Origin of the sequence: Desulfonatronovibrio magnus (assembly GCF_000934755.1) — a bacterium.
GTDB classification, from domain to species: Bacteria; Desulfobacterota; Desulfovibrionia; order Desulfovibrionales; family Desulfonatronovibrionaceae; genus Desulfonatronovibrio; species Desulfonatronovibrio magnus.
The window spans coordinates 14,696-35,799 of the sequence record NZ_JYNP01000018.1 but is presented as its reverse complement, the minus strand read 5'-3'; the positions used below and the strand labels follow the sequence as shown (position 1 = coordinate 35,799).

The 21,104-nt window shown below is 44.9% G+C and carries 15 protein-coding genes; 11 read left to right on the top strand and 4 right to left on the bottom strand.

Going from position 1 to position 21,104, the window contains the following annotated elements:
• The first annotated feature begins 47 nt into the window (after positions 1 to 47).
• From LZ23_RS02935 to LZ23_RS22195, 5 genes are all read left to right on the top strand, one after another.
• On the top strand, positions 48 to 1,421 hold the full coding sequence (locus tag LZ23_RS02935) for a sigma-54 interaction domain-containing protein (RefSeq protein WP_269745155.1): 1,374 nt from the start codon (positions 48 to 50) through the stop codon (positions 1,419 to 1,421).
• 1 nt (position 1,422) lies between these two features.
• Complete coding sequence (locus tag LZ23_RS02930; protein WP_045211448.1) at positions 1,423 to 3,288, top strand: SLC13 family permease; 1,866 nt, start codon at positions 1,423 to 1,425, stop codon at positions 3,286 to 3,288.
• Between the two features lie 344 nt (positions 3,289 to 3,632).
• Entirely contained in the window at positions 3,633 to 4,883 is a 1,251-nt protein-coding gene (locus LZ23_RS02925) for a response regulator (protein ID WP_045211447.1), read from the top strand.
• On the top strand, positions 4,880 to 6,151 hold the full coding sequence (locus tag LZ23_RS02920; protein WP_045211446.1) for an HDOD domain-containing protein: 1,272 nt from the start codon (positions 4,880 to 4,882) through the stop codon (positions 6,149 to 6,151). Before LZ23_RS02925 ends, LZ23_RS02920 begins: the two co-directional genes overlap by 4 nt.
• Positions 6,141 to 8,543, top strand: a complete 2,403-nt coding sequence (locus LZ23_RS22195; protein ID WP_052507061.1) for a PAS domain S-box protein — start codon at positions 6,141 to 6,143, stop codon at positions 8,541 to 8,543. Before LZ23_RS02920 ends, LZ23_RS22195 begins: the two co-directional genes overlap by 11 nt.
• Before the next feature lie 600 nt (positions 8,544 to 9,143).
• Here LZ23_RS22195 and lgt read toward each other — a convergent pair.
• The 4 genes from lgt to LZ23_RS02885 form a co-directional block, all read right to left on the bottom strand.
• Positions 9,144 to 9,929, bottom strand: coding sequence for a prolipoprotein diacylglyceryl transferase (lgt, locus tag LZ23_RS02905; protein ID WP_045211443.1), 786 nt, complete (start codon positions 9,927 to 9,929; stop codon positions 9,144 to 9,146).
• A gap of 582 nt (positions 9,930 to 10,511) precedes the next feature.
• On the bottom strand, positions 10,512 to 11,318 hold the full coding sequence (locus tag LZ23_RS02895) for a metal ABC transporter permease (RefSeq protein ID WP_045211439.1): 807 nt from the start codon (positions 11,316 to 11,318) through the stop codon (positions 10,512 to 10,514).
• Positions 11,311 to 12,027, bottom strand: a complete 717-nt coding sequence (locus LZ23_RS02890) for a metal ABC transporter ATP-binding protein (protein WP_232300385.1) — start codon at positions 12,025 to 12,027, stop codon at positions 11,311 to 11,313. Before LZ23_RS02890 ends, LZ23_RS02895 begins: the two co-directional genes overlap by 8 nt.
• Positions 12,028 to 12,073: 46 nt before the next feature.
• Entirely contained in the window at positions 12,074 to 13,099 is a 1,026-nt protein-coding gene (locus LZ23_RS02885; RefSeq protein WP_052507060.1) for a metal ABC transporter solute-binding protein, Zn/Mn family, read from the bottom strand.
• Between the two features lie 429 nt (positions 13,100 to 13,528).
• Between LZ23_RS02885 and LZ23_RS02880 the strand changes: the two genes are divergently transcribed.
• From LZ23_RS02880 to LZ23_RS02855, 6 genes are all read left to right on the top strand, one after another.
• Complete coding sequence (locus tag LZ23_RS02880) at positions 13,529 to 13,909, top strand: Fur family transcriptional regulator (protein ID WP_045211435.1); 381 nt, start codon at positions 13,529 to 13,531, stop codon at positions 13,907 to 13,909.
• Positions 13,910 to 14,474: 565 nt separating this feature from the next.
• Entirely contained in the window at positions 14,475 to 16,199 is a 1,725-nt protein-coding gene (locus tag LZ23_RS02875) for a proline--tRNA ligase (protein ID WP_045211433.1), read from the top strand.
• Between the two features lie 5 nt (positions 16,200 to 16,204).
• Positions 16,205 to 17,545 carry an exodeoxyribonuclease VII large subunit gene (gene xseA / locus LZ23_RS02870; protein WP_045211431.1) on the top strand — a complete coding sequence of 447 codons (1,341 nt, stop codon included), beginning with the start codon at positions 16,205 to 16,207 and terminating at the stop codon, positions 17,543 to 17,545.
• Positions 17,546 to 17,568: 23 nt separating this feature from the next.
• A complete protein-coding gene (gene uvrB / locus LZ23_RS02865; protein ID WP_045211429.1) occupies positions 17,569 to 19,563 on the top strand; it encodes an excinuclease ABC subunit UvrB in 1,995 nt (664 codons plus the stop codon).
• A 70-nt stretch (positions 19,564 to 19,633) separates the two neighbouring features.
• On the top strand, positions 19,634 to 20,293 hold the full coding sequence (gene nadD, locus LZ23_RS02860) for a nicotinate (nicotinamide) nucleotide adenylyltransferase (protein WP_045211428.1): 660 nt from the start codon (positions 19,634 to 19,636) through the stop codon (positions 20,291 to 20,293).
• A complete protein-coding gene (locus LZ23_RS02855) occupies positions 20,281 to 21,045 on the top strand; it encodes an HAD family hydrolase (protein ID WP_045211426.1) in 765 nt (254 codons plus the stop codon). Before nadD ends, LZ23_RS02855 begins: the two co-directional genes overlap by 13 nt.
• Positions 21,046 to 21,104: the final 59 nt, after the last annotated feature.

Here is a 21,104-nt window from a genome sequence, read left to right as displayed (position 1 = left end):
ATACGATTGTAGTTACTTCTAAGAAGAAGGAGGGCGAGTTGAAGCCTGTGAGTTTTAATTTATATTGTAAGGATATTGTTGAAATTATGCATGAGGGGCTGCTGGTGGTTGCAGAGGATGGAACCATTCAGATGGTCAATAAGGCACTGGAGCAGATTACGGGATATAAGAGAGAAGAATTGATTGACAAGCCATGTACCATATTCAGGTGTGATGCTTGCACGCTTCTTATGGATACTGAAAGTGGGGCATGGTGCAAGTTGTTTGAGAAAAAAAAGATCATCAAGAGAAAGTGCCACATCATGCGCAAGGACGGTTCTTATGTAACTGTTCTTAAAACAGCCAGCATTTTGTACGATGATGACTCCAATGCCCTGGGATCAGTGGAGATCATGACCGATATTTCTGAACTGGACATCCTGGACACCAAAGTGCAGCAGCTTTCACGGATGCTGGACCAGGACACAGTTTTTCATGGCATGGTAGGGTACTCCGACAGCATGAAAAAGATTTTTAATCTTATTGAAAAAGCAGCCCAAAGTGATTTTCCGGTATTTATCTGTGGTGAATCAGGAACAGGCAAAGAACTTGTGGCCAGAGCAATTCATGAATTGGGTCCCAGGTCTGAGCAGCCATATGTTCAGGTCAATTGCGCAGCACTCAGCGAATCACTTCTGGAAAGTGAGCTTTTTGGGCATGTTAAGGGAGCTTTTACAGGGGCGGTCCAACATCGTAAAGGCAGATTTGAAATTGCACATAAAGGTGACATTTTTCTGGACGAGATAGGGGATCTGCCCATGCCGGTACAGGTTAAACTTTTAAGAGTCCTGGAAAACAAGACTTTTGAGCGGGTTGGAGAAAGCAGGTCCATTTCCGTGGATGTACGCTTTATTACCGCCACCAACAAGTACCTGCCCACTCTCATTGGTCAGGCTGAATTTCGAGAAGATCTTTTTTACCGCATTAATGTCATACCCATTCATTTGCCTGCACTCAGGGAGCGCAAAGAGGATATTCCGCATTTGGTGGACTTCTTCATGAAAAGACTGTCTGTCAACAATAAGCATAAAGTCAGGGGACTCAGTCCTCAGGCCATGAAAATTTTTATGGATTATTCCTGGCCGGGAAATATCCGGGAGCTTAAAAGTGCTTTGGAGTATAGTTTTGTGATTGCTGATTCGGATCTGATCAAGCCTGAGCATCTTCCTGATAATCTGACCTGCAGCTTTGTACCTCAGGCTTCAGGATCCTGTCCTGGTAACCCTGGCCAAAAGGATCAGAAAAATGAGCTTATTGAGGCCTTGAGACAGAGTAAGGGAAACAAATCCCAGGCTGCCAGGATTCTTGGTATCAATAGAGTGACTGTTTTGAACAGAATGAGAAAATATGGTATAGATCTTAAAAGGGATATATTATATTAAAATGAGCGAAGTATCTGTATTAACACCGGAAATGATCTGGGTTTTCGGGATTTTAGGCCTGACGGTTTTTCTTTTTGTGTCTGAAGTGGTCAGAGTCGATGTAGCTGCAGTGTTGATCATGATGATTATTGGGCTATTGATCCTGATTCCAGGTGCCCCGGTTCTGGTTCCGGGTGACCAGTTATTCAGCGGTTTTGCCAGTAACGCAGTCATTTCAATTATTGCCGTTATTATCCTTGGCAAATCCTTAGATAAAACAGGCCTGATGAACAAGCTGGCTTCATTGATTCTCAAGTTTGGAGGAACAACTGAGAAACGCATTGTACCCATTATTTCCGGAACAGTGGGGATTGTTTCCGGACTTATGCAGAATGTCGGCGCAGCAGCATTGTTTATGTCGGTAATCAAGCGTATCTCAGTGCGAGCTGATCTTCCCATGTCCAGAATGCTCATGCCCATGGCTTTCTGTGCCATACTTGGAGGTACACTGACTCTTATAGGATCAAGTCCTCTTATTCTACTGAATGACTTGATCCGCACCTTTAATGCCACCCTTCCGGAAACCGTAGAACCCATGCGCGGTTTTAACATGTTTGACGTTACTCCCATTGGACTGACTCTGATTTTTACCGGAGTAGTATATTTTACACTGTTTGGACCGTATGTGCTTCCTGTAAAGAAAAGCTCCAAAGACCAGGACATTTCCACTGTGGAGTATTTTAGAAAACTGTACGGACTTAGAGGTGATATATTTGAGATTCATGTGCTGCGGGAAAGCCCTCTGTATGGCAAGACCGTCTTAGAAGTGGAGGCTCTTTTTGGCAACAGAATTGCCATCATTGGACTATATCAGAATCGAGACATGAGGATTTCTCCTGCCTATGATATTGTGATTGAACAGGATGCAGTACTGGCTCTGCTGGGAAGCAGGGAAGATATTAATGACGTTTGTTCAGAAATGGATCTGCAATGTCATGGTGTTATGAGGCATTTTGCCGAAGTGCTATCGGCCTCAACAGCTGGTGTTTCTGAGGTTGTTATTCCACCCCGTTCCAATGTTATCGGCAAGACTCTCATGGACATCACAATGCGCAGGAGCTATGGAACCAGCGTTCTGGCCATTAACAGGGGGGGGCAGGTCATACGAGGCAACATTCGTGATCTGCCGCTGCAAGCCGGAGATACTCTGGTTCTGCACAGCCTCTGGCAGGATTTAATGGCCCTGGAAAAGGATCCTGATTTTGTTGTGGTTTCTTCAGACTTTCCCCATGAGGTTATACTGCATGAAAAACTACCCCATGCAGTTATTATTTCTCTCATTACTTTTGGATTGGTAATTTTTAGTGATCTTCGCCTTTCCGTGTCACTCATGTCAGGAGCTATTGCCATGGTTGTGGCCGGTGTGTTGACCATGGACGAAGCCTATAAATCTGTGAGCTGGCAATCAGTTTTTTTGCTGGCCAGTCTCATTCCTCTGGGATTGGCCATGGAATCTACCGGAGCTGCAGCCTGGATAGCAATGCAGACAATCAATGTCCTGGGGGATGTGCCTGTTTGGGTGCTGCAGGCTGCAGTTGCAGTTCTGGCTACTGTTTTTACCCTGCTTATGTCCAATGTGGGAGCTACGGTTTTACTGGTCCCACTGGCAATTAATATTGCCGTGTTGTCCGGGGCTGATCCAGCCATGTTTGCCCTGACTGTGGCTATAAGCACATCTAATTCTTTTCTTATTCCCACTCATCAGGTCAATGCTCTAATCATGGGTCCGGGAGGTTATAGAAATACTGACTTCATGAGGGCTGGAAGCATTATGACCATTCTTTTTCTTGTTGTTTCACTTGTCATGCTTAACCTGTTATTTGCATGACGGGCTTCTTCTTTATAATGTGGCTGGAGTCTGTGATGTCTAAGGTCCAAGGTTTTAAGTTTTAAGTATTAGGTTTTAAGTATTAGGTTTTAAGTTTTAAGTCCAAGGTTAAGGTTCAAGTCCAAAGTCTAAACTTTTGATGTGCAAAGTCCGAGTTCTTCAGCTTTGAGCTTTGAGCTTTGAGCTTTCAGCTTTGAGCTTTCAGCTTTGAGCTTTGAGCTTTCAGCTTTGAGCTTTCAGCTTTCAGCTTTCAGCTTTCAGCTTTCAGCTTTGAGCTTTCAGCTTTGAGCTTTGAGCTTTCAGCTGCAAAACAACATATTTCAATGCTATGAGGAAAAACAGCCATGCCGACAATTACAGTTTTCAGTGCTCCCTATTGCCGGGAAGAGGAAGTGGTCAGCAGTCTTGTCAATGACATGCGGCTCAATATTGTCCGGGACAGGCAAATTATTGCACAGGCCTCGGAAAAGTATGAAATTGCGGAAGATAAGTTTTACAAAGCATTGTTTGGAAAGACATCAGTATTCAATAAATTCACCAAGGAGAAGCAACGTTGTATTGCCTGCTATAAATCCGTTCTGGCAGCCCATTTTCTTAAACATGACCTGTTATTAATCGGTTTTGGCGGTTTTCTTATACCCAAAGGGTTGACTCATGTACTTAAGGTGTGTCTGACGGCTGATTTGAGCTATCGGTTAGAGATAGCAGCCCAACAGCATCATCTCAACGCCAACGATCTGAACAAGCTGATTTCTCAAGAAGATGAAAGCCGTTATCGCTGGACAGAATATGTCGTCCATCAAGGCCCCTGGGAATCTTCACTTTATGATATTCTCATTTCCATGGATAAATCTTCTGTGGATGAGGCTGCATCTATCATCAGATCTTATGCTAAAAGGGCTGTTACGCTGCCCAACAAAGAATCTTTGCTTGCAGCAGAGAATTTTGCTCTTACAGCCGATATTGAGGCTGAACTGTCATTAAGAGGCTGGATAGTCAGGGCCAAATTCATCCAGGACAAGCTTGTCATCAGGCTGGAAAAAAATATCATGCGTACTGAAAAACTGGAAGGAGACCTGAAATCTATTATGGAAAATCTTGTGGAGGATGTGGAATATGAGATCCAGGCCGGACCGGATATGTTTGAAACAGACGTATATCGTCCTTTTGATTCTGAAACTCCTTCCAAAGTGTTGCTGGTGGATGATGAAAAAAGGTATGCCCAGAAATTGTCAGACCGTTTGCGAATGAGAGAGATGGGCACTGCTGTAGTATATAATGGAGAGGAAGCCTTGGAATTGATAGAAGAAGATGAACCCGAAGTGGTTATTCTTGATTTAATGCTGCCTGAAATTGATGGAATACAGGTTCTTAGCCTTATCAAAAGAAGTCATGCAAATCTGCCTGTTATTATTTTGTCTGGAGGGGGACAGGAGAAAGAATTGCGTCAGTGTGCTCAAATGGGTGCTTTTGCCTGCCTGCAAAAGCCTGTAGATATAAAAAAACTAACTGAAACCATTCGTAGAGCTTATTCTGAAAAACAGACTGCTTCTTTAACTGGCAAGGAACAGGGACAACGGGAGGAGCAGTTATGAGAGTTGTTAGTATGGAGGATTTGAAGCCGGGTATGATTCTGGTCTCAGATTTACGGACAAGCAAAGGCAGGCTTATTTTGCCTACCGGGCACAGATTGACCGAGGAGCGTATAAAAATCGCCCGCATCTGGGGCATTACTGAAGCAAAGGTTGAAGGTCCGCCCGTTGATGAAGAAGATCTTGATCTTTTTGCTTGTTTTGATCCTGATGTAACCAGCGTTCTGCAGGCTATGGTGAACTGGCGTTTTGCAGGTTGCGACCGAAATTTTCAAGTACATAAAAAATTAGAATGGCTTTTTACAAAGAAGATTACCCAGGGGCTTGACAGAAAAAATGCGAGAAAAGTGGTCGAGAAGTACCGGGGGCGGGATGATCATCTCAAAAAATTAATTTGCCATGAACCAGAAAAGAAGAAGATTGATATGGAGTCCCTTGTCAAAAGGGAAGTTGAGCTGGTGTCATTACCGGATGTCTTTTATGAGATCATGGAAGTGGTCAAAAGCCCTGTAAGTTCTGCAGCTCATATTGCTGAAGTTATCAGTAAGGATACAAGTCTTTCTTCAAGAATGCTAAAATTAGTCAACAGTACTTTTTACAGTTTTATTTCCAGGATAGACACCCTGTCCAGAGCTGTGACCATAGTAGGCACAGTAGAGATCACTAACCTGGCCATGGGCATTTCCGTGACATCCATGTTTGATGATATTCCTGAAGATATCGTAAATGTAAACGATTTCTGGGAACACAGTATTGCCGTGGGAGTTCTGGCAAGAATTCTGGCCGCTGAAGCAGGCATGCCTGATACTGAAAGGGTATTTGTAGGCGGACTGCTCCATGATATTGGCAGAATGGTTCTCATTAAGCATCATCCCGATGTCTGCGCAGGGATTCTGCTTGCTGCTGCAGAACAGCCGGTTCCCTTGTATCAGCTTGAGCGTAAGCATACAGGTTTTACCCATGCTGACCTTGGAGAGGCGTTGCTAAAGGAATGGAATATCCCCCCCACCCTGGCCGACATTCTTGCACGTCATCATGCACGTAGCTGGGATAACCTTGACGAAGCTTTACTGGTACAGATTGCTGATTCCATTGCCCATGGCATGGGGTTCGGGCACAGCGGATCAAGGCGAGTAACGCCCATAGATAAAGAGGCATGGCAGGTGACCGGACTTAAACCAAGTGTTTTGACCAAAGTGGTATCTCAAACCAGTAATCAACTGCGTGATTTAATGCAAATTATAGTTCCGGGGAGTGGTGATGAAGGATGATCTGATAGAAAAGTTGAAGACAAGGGTCAAATTTCTTGAAGAGACACAAAGAAATATAATTGATACCCTGAACTCTACTGCTGACTGGGCTGATTTTCGCCCTGAACATGGCCGGTTTGAAGACAGAATGGATATTCTGAAGGATATTGCCTCCAGGATTATTCGTCTTGCTCAGTTTAAAAGTATTGGTATATGGCTTGTAGATGAAGAAACAAACAGTTTTGATTTTGTACTGAATGATCCTGCAGATACTAAAGCTCAGCTCTGTTCGGAGTTTGACCACCTTGTGGATGATGGACTGATTGCTCTGGCCATTAACAGTGAGAAGCCTGTTTTTGCTTCTGCTTCAGAAACACAAGGCAGATTTATGATCCAGGCCATTGCAACTGCTTCCAGAATCAGGGGGATATTTCTGGGACACCTGGAGCATGGTCAGGGATTACCTGATGCCACAATTCCTCTGGTGATGATTCTTTGTCAAAACTGCGCGTCTTCCCTTGAAGCCCTGGAATTGTACAGTCTTCTCAGAAAGAAAAATGAAGCTCTTATAGAGAGAGAGGACAGACTGGCCAAGGTTATGACCGCGATAAACGAAGGTATCTGGGACTGGGATATTACTGATGACAAGTTATATTTTGATGACAGATATTATACCATGGCCGGATATGAACCAGGGGAATTTGCCAGCACATTTGAAGAGTTTGCCAAAAGAGTTCACCCTGATGACTTTATAACTTTGAAGAAGCTTATCGATGACAATTTTTCAGGTCAAAAGGAAGTGCTGGACTGGGTTTTCAGGTTTCTAAAGCGTGATGGCGAATGGCTTTGGATACGCGGCCGGGGGAAGGTAGTTCAACGCGACAGACAGGGCAATCCCATGCGTATGGTGGGAACGCATACAGACATCAGCGACCGAATGCTGGCTGAGCAAAATCTATTGGTCAGTGAAGAACGTTATCGTCTTCTTTCTGATGTAACCATGGAAGGGATTGTCATACATAAATCCGGCATAGTGAAGGATGTAAACACATCAATGACCAAGATCTTCGGTTACACTCGAGATGAGCTTCTGGGGAGAGATATTCTTGAAGTTGCCTTTCACCCGGAAGATCATGTAGTAATCAGAGAAAATATAATTAAAGATTATGCGCGGCCCTACACAGTCAGGGGGATAAGGAAAAATGGAGAAGTATTTCATGCTGAGCTTGAAGCCAGGAATTTTCAGGTTGGCACTGATGAGTACAGAGTAGGTGCGGTCCGGGATATTTCTGAGCGCATCAAGGCCAGAAATGAACTAATGTTGTCACATGATCGACTGAAAACTGTAATGAACAGTATTGAAGCCTTTGTGTTTATTATTGATATGGACAGCCACAAAGTGCTTTTTTGTAATGAATTTGCCTCAAGAGTTTTTGGGGATATTATTGGTAAAGAATGTTGGAAAGTGATACAGGCACAACAGGATGGACCATGTTCATTTTGTACAAATCATGAGTTGATAAGCCCGGACGGCAAGCCCTCAGGAGTTTATACATGGGAATACAGGAATTCTCTGACTGGGCGCTGGTACGACTGTCGTGACAGGGCCATTCACTGGATTGACGGCAGGCTGGTGCGAATGGAAATTGCTACAGATATAACACAGCGCAAAGAAGCTCAGGAAAAGCTGACCGAGGTTAACCAGGAGCTTGAACAGGCATTGGCTGAAAAAGATAAATTTTTTTCCATAATAGCACATGATTTAAAATCGCCCATGTCAGGGCTGCTCAGTCTGTCTCAAATGATTGCAGCTGACGGGGTGTCATGGACCCGGGACGAGATAAAGGAGGCATCAGCAGGGCTTTACAGATCTTCAAAGAGCCTGTTTGCCTTGTTGGAAAATTTGTTGCAATGGGCCAGGATGCAGCGTGGATTGATCAAGTTTGAGCCGGAGTCACGAGAATTGTGTGAACTGGTATCCATCAACACAGGTGTTCTGGAGTCGGTAGCTGCGCAAAAAAAAATTAAGATCGTTCAATCAGTCCCGGATGGTCTTGAAGTATGGGCTGATGAGTTTATGATCAACACCATTTTACGTAATCTGCTTTCCAATGCAATAAAGTTTACCCCACGAGGTGGCACTGTAAATATTTCAGCTGAAAAAATTGCTGATTTTGTTGAGTTGGGGATCCATGACAATGGCATGGGCATGGAAGAGGATGATATCGCCAAAGTTTTTTCCATTGCCCATAAAAGTGTCATGCCCGGTACAGAAGGGGAGACCAGTACTGGATTGGGTTTGATTCTTTGCAAGGATTTTGTGGAAAAGCATGGAGGTAAAATACGTATTGAAAGCAGGGTCGGGGAGGGCACCAGCGTGCTTTTTACCTTGCCCCAGTCTGAGGGTAGCTAAGTTTGTGACAGGCTTAAAGGGGAAGGCTGAAGGCTGAAGGGGGAAGGGGGAAGGATGAAGGGGGAAGGTTAAGAAACTGGTAACTGTTCAGCAAGATCCAACAGGAAGATCTGGACTCCGGATCATGACCGGGGTTTTGGTTAAAGCAGAGAGTTGCTCTGTACCGTCATTGCGGCGAAAGCCGGAATCCAGGATAGAATAATAGTCATATGCCGTATGTGGTGAATAATTACCACTACAGGAACACTTAATTTATGCAGAAAGGGGACTGGCTCTTTTGCCGCCGGATAGTCCATGTCTGGTATGCGGTTTAAGGTCGGCAAAAGTGCCTTTCCCCGATGGGAGCATTACGCGTTTCTGACAACTGAAAAAATTGATGTGTTTGTCACAGCTTTTTTTGGGTTAAAAGCGGTTTATCATGGCTTGGCACGGCTTCCTGCCCGGAGGCTTACAGCCCGGAGGGGGACTGTCCCTGGCTTCGGGACTGTCCCCTATCTGGTTGTCAGAAACGCGTAATGCTCCCGTCCCCGATGGTAGAAGCAATAATTAACACAAAATGTCGCTGCAGTGTTACAACAACTTATAGACTGGAGATTGTTGCTATTTTTTTCGATATGCCAGCACTATGGCAGTCAATCCCACAAAGATAAGGGGCACACACAGGATTTGTCCCATGGTCATCCAGTCCATAAGCAAAAATCCAAGATGAGCATCAGGTTCCCGGAAAAATTCCACAATAAATCTGAATACTCCATATCCCAGACAAAACATACCTGAAACAGCCATTTTTGGTCTTTTTTGATTAGAGAAAAACCATATAATTATAAACAATACCAGTCCTTCAAGAAAGGCCTGATAAAGCTGGGAAGGGTGTCTTGAAACGAACCCGGAAGCATGATCAGGAAAGACCATTCCCCATGGCATGTCTGTAGGGCGTCCCCATAGTTCTGAATTGATGAAATTGCCCAGTCTGCCGAACATAAGACCCAAAGGAGCAAGGGGTGAAACAAAGTCGCTTACTGTGAAAAAAGATCTGTTGGTTTTGCGGGCGTAAAGCCACAAACAGACAAGAACTCCAACCAGACCGCCATGAAAAGACATCCCTCCCTGCCAGATCATGACGAGTTCCCAGGGGCGAGAGATAAAGCTGAAAAAATCATAAAACAACACATAACCCACTCTGGCCCCGATAATTACACCCAGGGCGCAATAGGTGATCAAGTCGGGCAGTTCCTGTCTGGTCCAGCCTGATCCAGGCTTTCCAGCTCTGTATCTCGCCAGGAGCCAGGCAGTTGCAAAGCCAATAAGATACATGAGTCCATACCAGCGTAACTGAAGAGGACCTATCTCAAAGGCAACGGGATTGATATCAGGATAATTCAGCATGGATTACAATTATTTTACTCACTACTGCAAGACTGTTGCAAGTCTGAAGCTGTTACAAGAGTGAAATTAAAGGGTTTAAAGTCCAAGGTCCAAGGTCTAAGGTCTAAGGTCCAAGGTCTAAAGTTCGAAGTCCCAAGTCAAAAGAGTAAAGTCAAAAGTCTAAAGTCGAAGTTACAAGGCCTTCTCCTTTCAGCCTTAGTGCTCGTTCCCAGGCTCCTGCCTGGGAACAAGAAAAAAACTGGATTCCGGCCTTCGCCGGAATGACGGCAAAAAGTAATAGTTTGCTTTAACCGTCACCCCGGACTTGATCCGGGGTCCAGTTTTTTTGAAGTTACTTGTAAGCTCCTCAGCCGGGCGGACCGGGACCGAACTTGTGAGTAACAAAAAATCAGCCTTAGCACGAGATTGCTTCGCTTCGCTCGCAACAAGGATTGCCGCGCTCGAAGACTCGCTCGCAATGACACCTGAGCTGTCAGGGATGTAGTTGCTCTAAACCTGTCATCCACGAGGGAGCCTAAGCGACCGAAGCAATCTGTATGGTAAAACCATAATGCCTTGATTTTATTACATATACGATTGTAGTTACTTATAGGGTATTTTTGAAACCAGTCCGGACAGAAAGAAAAATGCTGCAGCCACCATTACTATGGTAGCGCCTGTGGTCAGGTTGAGATAATAAGACAGCCATATTCCGGTCTGAGTAAAGAATATACTTATCAAAACAGCTGCAAGCATCATGCTTTTCAATGATCTGGTGTACTTTTCAGCAAGATACGACGGAATGGTCAATAGGGCAATAACAAGGATCAGTCCCACCACCTGAATAGTCATGACTACTGTCAAGGCTACCATTATCAACAGTAGAAAGTAGAGTGCCCCCACAGGCACCCCCATGGCAACAGCAAATTCTTCGTCATAGGACATGGTTAGAAAATCTCTGTAAAATAATTGTATCAGGATAAAAATTCCCAGATTCATGACAGCCATGGTCCATAATGAGGATTTGGGAACCATGAGAATGCTTCCGAAAAGATAACTCATGAGGTCCACATTGTATCCCGGGGTCAGGTCTATCAGAATGATCCCGGTGGACATGCCTACAGCCCATATAACACCAATGACAGTATCAGCGCGGTGCTTTTTGCCCCTGCTGACCAAGCCCATGATTAGAGCGGAAATCAACGCTGCCAGTGCAGCACCCATGTTGGGCGAAAAACCTGCAAAGAAAGCCAGTCCAATGCCACCATACGATGCATGGGCTATGCCTCCGGAAATAAAGACAATCCTGTTGACCACAACTAAGGCGCCGATAATACCACAGGCAATGCTCACTAACAGACCGGCCATGAGGGCATTACGCATGAATTCGTACTGAAGGACTTCAATCATGTGTGCAATGATGGTGTTTGAGGACCCTGTGCGGAATTGATCCGTGGGTGATGAGCTCCACAGGGCAGTGATATACTTTTTCCAGCATATCCTGACTTATTTCCGAAGAGTCGTGAAAGTACAGATTTTTATTAACACATGCAACTGATTTGGCATGGCTGGAAAGGACGGACAGATCGTGACTGATGACCACGATGGTTTTGCCTGACCGGTTTAAGTCGTTGAGTAGATCATAAAGCCTGGAATGAAAGCTCTGGTCAACGCTGGCTGTAGGTTCATCCAGAAAAAGAATTTCTGGATCACAGGCCAGTGCCCTGGCAATGAGTACACGCTGCTTCTGACCTCCGGATAGATTGCTGATCAAGGTGTTTTTGAGTTTTTCCATTCCCACATGCTCAAGAGCCTTCTCTGCCATAGAGTAGTCCTGAGGCTTGTATTTCTTGAAGCGCCCAATGCTTCCAAGCCGGCCCATGAGCACGACATCAAGGACATTTACTGGAAACTTGTCAGCGCTTGTTGCATGCTGGGGAACATAACCGATTTTGTGTGCTGCTTTTCCAGGAATTTCTCCAAGTATGTATATCTGTCCTTCTTGCAGGGGCAGAATGCCCAGCATAATTTTAATGAGGGTGGACTTGCCACCCCCATTGGGTCCGAGAACAGCAACAAAATCTCCTGCTGCAACCTCAAGGTTGACATTTTCCAGCACAGGATGGCTGTTGTAGGAAAAACTGAGGTTTTTGACCTTTATGGCATTAATGTTGTTTTACCCCCATTGCTGACTGGATTTCACCGGCCACAGTCAGCATGTTTTCTTTCCAGTTTTCAGATAAAGGATTGATGGACAGGGTTTTCCCTTCAATAGAATCGGCTATGGTTTGAGCACTGCGTTTGGAAAATTGAGGTGATACAAAAACAACTCTTATATTTTCCTGCAGGGCTGTGTCAATAAGCTGTCTTAAATCACCGGGCTTAGGTTCTTTGCCTTCCACCTCAACAGGTATTTGCCTGAGACCATAGGCCCGGGCAAAGTATCCCCAGGCTGGATGAAAGACCATGAATTTGCTGCCTGGCTTGATGTCCGCAAACATATGCTTAATCTCCTGATCAAGATGTACCAGTTCGTTAATGAAGTTTATGTAGTTCTGCTGAAAATAGTCAGCATCTTCAGGATTGGCTTTGGTAAGCGATTTGAAAATGTTTGACGCCTGTAGCATGACTAAATCAGGAGAAAGCCAGATGTGAGGGTCGTGCCCGTCATGCCTGTGGGCATGATGTTCATGCTGGTCATCATCGTGTCCATGCCCGTGTCCGTGCTCATGTCCGTGCTCATGTCCGTGCTCATGCCCGTGATTATGCCCGTGCTCATGGTGATGTTCATGGTGGTGGTCGTGGGAGCAGGAAGCCATGGATATTTTTTTTATGTTATGATCAGTATGAACTATAGTCAGGTCAGGATGCATGGACTTGATGCGAGGTAAAAGTGTTTTTTCATATTCCACACCAATGGCCATGTAGATATCAGCGCTACCCAATTGAGTCATTTGCGCAGGTCTTGGCTCGAATGAATGTGGACTGGCCCCGGGTGGGAGCATTATGTTGACATTTACTCTGGATCCTCCAATTTTTTCAACAAAATACTTTTGGGGAGGGATGCTGACCATGATTTGAATTTCATTATCTGCCCTGGCAAAAGATGGCATCATTAATAATACAGCTGAAAATGCCATGATAATAATGAAAATTTTGTTCTGACTTAACTCGGTTTTTGAGTGGCTCATTTTTTTCTCCTTTTTTGATACAAATGCAGCCCTGGGTAAACCCGGCTTCGCCAAAGCGAATAATTTCCGAAAAACACCATGCCTGTGGCTGCAAGAATTTCAGTAAACATGCACAGGTTCCAACAAGCTAACATGAAGCTCAATATGAAAATGATAATAGGTTATTGATTATTAAAAGTCAATGCCTCGGTTGTGGAATTAGCATCTAAAGCCTGTGAACGAGAATGGCCAAGATCCTAATTCTTCAGCCTTCAGCCTTCAGCCTGAAAATTCCAGTTATCGTCCCAACTTAACGACCCTTGTTTAAATTGGGTTGTTAACACAGGGTTGTGGACACAGCCCGCATTACTCATGCAAAGTGCTGAGAGATATTGGAAAAAGTTGCATCTTCATTAGTTTATCCATATAGTAGAGTCAGGAGGCACATACATGAAGCATAAAACTCGGCAAAGAGACGCAATTGTAAAGTGTATCAGGCAGTCAAAAGGTCCCATGAGTCCCCAGGAAATCCTGAGCAAGGCCAAAGAGGAAGTCTCGGGTTTGGGTATAGCCACGGTTTATAGAAATCTGAGAGAGCTTAAGAAAGAGGGCTTTGTCAGGGAGTTTGTCATGCCTGGTCAGGGAGCCAGGTATGAAAAAAGTGATCCTTCGCTGCACCATCATCACCATTTCTGCTGCAGGAAATGCGACAGGGTTTTCTGTGTTGACGGCTGTCCGGGAGAATTCAATACCATGGTGCCCAACGGGTTTATTCTTGAAGATCATGAAATTGTACTTTATGGACGCTGCAGTGATTGCCGTGCAGTTTAGCAGACAGTAAGAGCGTGTATGTTTATCATCTTGCCTGCCCCATAGTTCAGGCTGTGCCCACAAATCAACTGAAACAAGGATTGTTAAGTTGAGGTTATAACAGAGTTTTTAGGCTGAAGGTTTAAGGCTGAAGGCTGAAGGTTTGGGGTCATGGACATTATTGCTTTTGTCAGTTTCAAATAGTTTTTTTTGTTTCTTGCTATTAGTAACTTATTTCTGAAATCCTGTCATAAAAAAAAGAAAATTTGAATCGCAAAGACGCGAAGGACTCAAAGTTAAAGACATTAATGAAGATATTTTTTTGAAAACCGGGCATCGGTTTTCAAAAAGGCTGCCTTTTCATTTGCCGTTCCCCGGCAAATGAAAAAACTTCTTTCTTCCTTTGCGCCCTTTGCGTCTTGAGTGAGTCTTCGAACGGGCGGTTAAAATATCTTTTTTGAGGTTGTGGGCACAGTCCGCGTTAGGATTGAAGCTGTACGTCACCAAGATGCTCACAAAGAGTTAATGACCCGCAACGAGTTGAAAGTTACAACCATTCAAACAAACTTTTTACCAGGAGATCTACATGCGCTGGAGCCGATACTTTATTCCCACTTTGAAAGAGGATCCTTCTGAAGCTGAAGTAATCAGTCACAAACTTTTGCTCAGAGCGGGTATGATCCGCAAACTGACATCAGGAATCTATACTTATCTTCCAACTGGCTGGAAGTCTTTGCAGAAGATTTCAACTATTGTGCGCCAGGAAATGAACAGGTTCAACGGCATTGAGATGCTCATGCCAGCTGTTCAACCCGGAGATTTATGGATAGAGTCACAGCGCTGGGAGGCTTATGGCAGAGAGTTGTTGCGCTTTCAGGACAGGCATAATCGCGATTACTGCATTGGACCAACTCATGAAGAAGTTATTACTGATCTTATACGCCGTGAGATAAAGTCTTACAGGCACCTGCCCGTTAATCTATACCAGATACAAACCAAATTTCGTGATGAAATCAGGCCAAGATTTGGTTTGATGCGCGGTCGCGAATTTATCATGAAGGACGCGTATTCTTTTGATGTTGACGATGCCGGTGCGTCCAGAAGTTATGAGGAAATGCGCAAAGCCTACATCAGTATTTTTGAAAAGCTTGGTCTGAAGTTCAGAGCGGTTGAAGCTGATTCCGGGGCCATAGGAGGCAGCTTTTCTCATGAGTTCATGGTTTTGGCTGATACAGGCGAGGATACCATTGCCACGTGCAATGACTGTGATTTTGCCGCCAACTTAGAAAAGGCTGAAGTTAAATGTCATGGTGATGATTGTGCAGAATGTGCTTTGCCTGCGGAAAAAATAGCTACTCCAGGATTGCATACTGTTGACGAGGTAGCTGATTTCCTTAAAGTTCCTGCCGGCAAGGTCATTAAGACCATGCTCTATAAAGCTGATGGCCGATCCATTGCCGCCCTTGTTCGCGGGGATCGTGAACTCAATGAAATCAAGCTGAAAAATATTCTCAATGCCCAGAACTTAGAAATGGCCAGGCAGGCAGATATTGAATCCTGGACTGGTGCCAGAGTAGGTTTTGCAGGTCCTGTTGGATTGAATGTTGATCGCATTGTGGCTGATCTGGAGCTGCAGTTTGATACAGACTGGGTGACCGGAGCCAATGAAACCGACGCCCACCTTAAACATGTAGATTTAAGGCGTGATGCCCAGATCGGCGGATATTTCGACCTTAGAATCATAACTGAAAAAGACCCCTGTCCGCGCTGTGAGGGAAATATCTACTTGACCAAGGGAATAGAGGTTGGTCATATTTTCAAGCTTGGTACAAAGTACAGTCAGGCCATGAAGGCAACATACTTAGATGAGGGCGGCAAAGAAAAGTTGATCGTCATGGGGTGCTACGGCATTGGGGTCAGCAGAATTCTGGCTGCCTGTATTGAACAGAATCACGACCAGAATGGAATAATATTCACTCCGGCCATTGCTCCTTTTGAGGCAGTGGTCATTGCTTTAAATTACAAGGATGAACAGGTTGGAAAAGAGGCTGACAATGTATATGAAAAGCTCAAAACAATGGGAGTTGATGTGCTTCTTGATGACCGTGATGAGCGCCCGGGATTTAAATTCAAAGATGTGGACCTTATCGGCTCTCCCATTCAGATAGTTATTGGAGGCAAGGGTATCAAGAACGGTATTTTTGAAGTCAAGATCAGGCATTCAGGTCAGAGGTTTGAAATTCCCATGGACAATTTTGATGACGAATTTGCTTCAATCAGAAAAGATGTTCATGCTCACTTTGGTTTGTAAACATTATGCCCCATATCTTTTCAGTAGCTGAACTGACTTCTTCCATTAAGGAACTGGTTGAAGTGCATTTCCCATTTATCTGGGTCAGAGGTCAGGTTTCCAATTTGTCCAGACCAGGATCAGGACATATCTACTTTTCCCTCAAAGATGATCAGGCAGGATTGCAGGTGGCGTGGTTCAAAAATACCCAGCCTTTCAGCCGTCAGAATAAGGCTGATCCTGCTGCTACTCTGGAAAATGGTCAGGATGTCGTCTGCGCTGGAAAAATCGGAGTGTATGCTCCGAGAGGAACTTACCAGCTTATAGCTGAACTGGTTCAGGAACAGGGCCTTGGTGATCTTTTTCTGGCGTTTGAGGCCTTGAAAAAAAAGCTGCAGGCCCAGGGATATTTCGACGAGAGCAGGAAAAGGCCAGTGCCATACAGTCCAGACAGGGTGGCAGTGGTTACAGCACCCACAGGTGCGGTTATACATGATTTTACTCGAGTAGCTGAAGATCTTGGACTTGGCAGTGAAATAAGAGTTTATCCATGCCTGGTACAGGGTGACCGTGCGCCCGGACAGATTGTCAAAGCAATTAAACTGGCCAATGAACATGCATGGGCACAGTTGATTGTTGTTATGCGCGGAGGGGGCTCCCTTGAGGATTTGTGGGCCTTTAATGATGAACAGGTTGCTCATGCAATTTTTGAATCCACACTGCCGGTGCTGACAGGCATCGGGCATGAAACAGATACCACCATAGCAGACTTGACTGCTGATAAAAGAGTTGCCACCCCCAGCCAGGCTGCTCAGTCATTGTGGCCTCAGAGAAAAGACCTGGCTCAAAAACTCGATGAAATGGAGCTGACACTGATTAAAAGTTACTCCAATTATCTAAAAGAAAATGAAAACGAACTCAACAGCTTAATCAAGGCTTTGGGCTGGTTGAGCCCGGCACATCGCATGCAGAGGCTCGAAGAACGTCTTGAGGCATTGAAAGATCGCCTGATACGTGCAATGAGGGATGTTTTACAAAACAGAAGCCAGCGACTGGCCGATTTGTCCAGCAGGTTGAGATTTAGATTCGGTCCTGAGTTCTGGGACATGCGAAGCAACGAATTGTCTTACCTGGAAAGCAGATTGCTGGCAGGCGGACAGTCTTTACACACAATGAATGAAAACAGATTGAACATTGCTTCTCAAAGGCTGTCGGATCTTGATCCACATGGTCCTTTAAAGCGCGGCTATTCTCTTGTGGAAGTTGACAAAACAGGACAGTTTCTGCGCGGTGTAAAGGATGTGCAATCAGGAGACGGTTTGAAAATTCTTGTACTTGATGGTCGTATCAAGGCACGGGTTGAGTGAGTGTTGTTGATGGTTAGTGAGATATGAACCAGTTCAAGTTAATTTCCGAATATACTCCTCAAGGGGACCAGGTTCAGGCCATAGCCCAAATTATCAAAAATATTGAGCAGGGCGTTGACAGCCAGGTCCTGCTCGGCGTGACCGGTTCGGGGAAAACTTTTACCATGGCCAATGTTATTGCCGGAGTAAACAGACCGGCCCTGATAATGGCCCCCAACAAGACTCTTGCCGCCCAGTTATATAATGAATTCAAGCTTCTTTTTCCTGAAAATGCTGTGGAGTATTTTGTAAGCTATTATGATTACTACCAGCCTGAAGCATACTTGCCTCGAACAGATACATATATTGAAAAAGACTCATCCATCAATGATGACATTGACAAGCTAAGGCACTCAGCCACACATGCGCTGCTGACCAGGGAGGATGTGCTTATTGTTGCATCTGTCTCCTGTATTTATGGTCTGGGATCTCCAGAGTACTATTCCAAGATGATTATTCCCATTGAAGAAGGGCAGACCATTGACATGGATGAACTTATGGGCAGGTTGGTGGAGATCCAGTATGAACGCAATGATTACGATTTCCACAGAGGAACTTTCAGAGTTAGAGGGGATGTTCTTGAGCTTATCCCTGCGTACAGGGTAGAGCAGGCCCTGAGAATAGAGTTTTTTGGAGACACAGTGGAGGCTCTTTATGATGCTGATCCTTTAACAGGCGAAATAAAGAGCAGACTGAAAAAAACTATTATCTATCCAGGCAGCCACTATGTCTCAGACCAGGACAATCTACATCGGGCAATGAACGATATCCGGGAAGAATTAAGGCGCAGACTGGTCTGGTTTGAAGAACAGAATATGCTTGTTGAAGCTCAGCGATTAGAGCAGAAAACCCAGTTGGATCTGGAAATGATTCAGGAAATGGGTTATTGCAATGGCATAGAAAACTATTCCCGGCATCTGGATGGACGCAAGTCTGGACAGCCTCCATCCTGTCTTCTTGATTACTTTCCTGACGACTACCTTCTGTTTATGGATGAATCACACATCTCTGTTTCCCAGGTTGGCGGGATGTATAATGGTGATATTTCCAGAAAAAAGACTCTGGTAGATTTTGGCTTCAGGCTTCCTTCAGCTCTTGATAACCGACCCTTAAGCTTTGATGAGTTTCTTGAACGAATGGGGCAGACTGTTTTTGTGTCAGCTACCCCGGGGCAATGGGAGATGGATCGCTCCCATGGTATTGTTGTGGAGCAGATTATCAGGCCTACAGGCTTGGTGGATCCTGAAATCGAAGTGCGTCCCACAACAGGACAGATGGATGATTTGCTTAATGAATGTCTGAAAAGACAAAACAATGATGAAAGGGTGCTGGTAACTACGCTGACCAAAAGAATGGCTGAAGATCTGACTGATTATATTCAAGAGCGCGGCGTAAGGTCCAGATACTTGCATTCTGATATTGATACTCTGGAACGAGTGGCTATTATTCAGGCTTTGCGGGCTGGAGAGTTCAGTGTTCTGGTTGGCATCAATCTTCTGCGAGAAGGGCTGGATATTCCTGAGGTTTCTCTTGTGGCTATACTGGACGCTGACAAAGAAGGTTTTTTGCGCTCCACAAGATCCATGATTCAGACTTTTGGGCGAGCTGCGAGAAATTTGGAAGGTCGGGTTATCATGTATGCTGATAAAATAACCGGTTCCATGCAGAGAGCCATGGAAGAGACTGAAAGAAGAAGGCAGAAGCAGGTTCAGCATAATGTAGAGAATAATATTACTCCAGTTTCCATAACCAAAAAGGGAGTTAATACTCTTTACGATATGCACCAGCCTGAAAAGCAGGCCACAATGGCTCTCGCTGCAGAAGATGTTCAGGCTTATGGAATGGACAGGGGCAAACTGGAAAAAGACATTGTGAAACTGGAAAGAGAGATGCGGGCTCTGGCCAGGGATTTGGAATTTGAAAAGGCTGCCTTTGTGAGGGACAAAATTCAAGCTTTGAAAAAGCTTTTGCTGACTTGAGCGGGAACGGCTACTCAGACATGCGTAAATTATTACACAAAAACATGAGATACATGCGTCAGAGAAATATATGAAAAATGCCAGAACAGGTCTATTGGGGGGCAGCTTCAATCCGCCTCATATCGGGCATTTAAGACTGTGCATTGAACTTCTGGAACAGGCTGAACTCGATACCATCCAGCTAATTCCTGCTCACATTCCTCCTCACAAAAAGGTTGACAATATTCTTCCCTTTGACATGCGCTGTGCCATGCTTGAAGCTGCCATACAGGATCATCCCGAGCTTTCCGTGAACCGCATGGAAAGGGAACGAACAGGCCCTTCGTTTACTTTTGATACCTTGCAGACAAGCATTGACAGGTCGCCAGACACAAACTTTACCTTTATTCTGGGTGACAATGATTTGCTGACCATGGAAAAGTGGTATAAGGGCAAAGAGATCGGTATGTTGTGCGACTTGACTGTAGCCGGCAGGTCAGGGGCTGATCCTGCTGAACTTGATATTTTTATTAACAGCTTTTGGAATGTCAAACGCCACAATACAGGCAGGTGGGATATATTGAATGGAGGCACTGTCAGGTATTTTTCGGTGCCCATACTGGATATCAGTTCGAGTATGATTCGTTCCAGATGGCTGAGCGGGAAAAAAATTGACTGGCTCGTGCCTCAGACTGTTAAAGTATACCTTGAGTCTTATTCCCAGGAGATCAGAAAAACATGGCAAGCATAAATAAACTCAGCTATTATGAAGAGGCTTTGACCCGGACCTTGTCCAGCATCAGAGGGATTGTTTTTGATAAAGACGGCACACTGTTCGATTTTCACAGGACATGGCTGCCAGCTGTTCATAATGCTGCTGAATTTGCTTCTCAGGGCGACGGGGAGTTGTCAGAACTGTTGATGACAGCGGGAGGATTAGATCTCGAAACTGGCAGATTTCTCCCAAACTCAGTAATAGCTTTAGGCAGTCCTGAAGAACTTGCTGACTTCTGGATCGATTTGGGCTCAAATATATCTAAAAATAAGTTAATTGCATACCTTGATGATGTTTTCAGTCGTTTAGGACTTGAGCACGCAGCGCCTGTGACTGATCTCCCACGATTTTTTACTTTTTTGAAACAGCAGGGTCTTATTGTGGGAATAGCCACCAATGACAGCTACTCAGGAGCTGAGTCCACAGTGCAGGAGTTTGGATTGACTGAACTGGTGGATTTTATTGCAGGCTATGACAGCGGATTCGGACCTAAGCCCGGACCAGGCATGACCACAGCGTTTTGTACTCATATGGGGCTCCATCCTGAGCATGTGGCAGTGGTGGGAGACAGTGACCATGATATGATGATGGCTAAGCTGGCCAAGGCTGGTTTGAGAGTGGGTGTTCTTACCGGTGCTGGTACCAGAGAGTCATTGAGCAAAACCGCTCATATAGTAATTCAGGATATCACCAGGTTGGAGGATATTATCCTAAAAGCCAGGGAGTGATGTCCAGCTATGAGCTATGAGCTACCAGCTGTCAGTTGCCAGGTTATTCCTGATAACTG

What these genes read in the sequence shown, in the direction of transcription:
- uvrB (WP_045211429.1), top strand. Translation starts at nt 17,569, where the DNA reads ATGAACCAGTTCAAGTTAATTTCCGAATATACTCCTCAAGGGGACCAG.
- LZ23_RS22195 (WP_052507061.1), top strand. Translation starts at nt 6,141, where the DNA reads ATGAAGGATGATCTGATAGAAAAGTTGAAGACAAGGGTCAAATTTCTT.
- LZ23_RS02925 (WP_045211447.1), top strand. Translation starts at nt 3,633, where the DNA reads ATGCCGACAATTACAGTTTTCAGTGCTCCCTATTGCCGGGAAGAGGAA.
- lgt (WP_045211443.1), bottom strand. Translation starts at nt 9,929, where the DNA reads ATGCTGAATTATCCTGATATCAATCCCGTTGCCTTTGAGATAGGTCCT.
- LZ23_RS02855 (WP_045211426.1), top strand. Translation starts at nt 20,281, where the DNA reads ATGGCAAGCATAAATAAACTCAGCTATTATGAAGAGGCTTTGACCCGG.
- LZ23_RS02885 (WP_052507060.1), bottom strand. Translation starts at nt 13,099, where the DNA reads ATGAGCCACTCAAAAACCGAGTTAAGTCAGAACAAAATTTTCATTATT.
- LZ23_RS02930 (WP_045211448.1), top strand. Translation starts at nt 1,423, where the DNA reads ATGAGCGAAGTATCTGTATTAACACCGGAAATGATCTGGGTTTTCGGG.
- LZ23_RS02875 (WP_045211433.1), top strand. Translation starts at nt 14,475, where the DNA reads ATGCGCTGGAGCCGATACTTTATTCCCACTTTGAAAGAGGATCCTTCT.
- LZ23_RS02920 (WP_045211446.1), top strand. Translation starts at nt 4,880, where the DNA reads ATGAGAGTTGTTAGTATGGAGGATTTGAAGCCGGGTATGATTCTGGTC.
- nadD (WP_045211428.1), top strand. Translation starts at nt 19,634, where the DNA reads ATGAAAAATGCCAGAACAGGTCTATTGGGGGGCAGCTTCAATCCGCCT.
- LZ23_RS02880 (WP_045211435.1), top strand. Translation starts at nt 13,529, where the DNA reads ATGAAGCATAAAACTCGGCAAAGAGACGCAATTGTAAAGTGTATCAGG.
- xseA (WP_045211431.1), top strand. Translation starts at nt 16,205, where the DNA reads ATGCCCCATATCTTTTCAGTAGCTGAACTGACTTCTTCCATTAAGGAA.
- LZ23_RS02895 (WP_045211439.1), bottom strand. Translation starts at nt 11,318, where the DNA reads ATGATTGAAGTCCTTCAGTACGAATTCATGCGTAATGCCCTCATGGCC.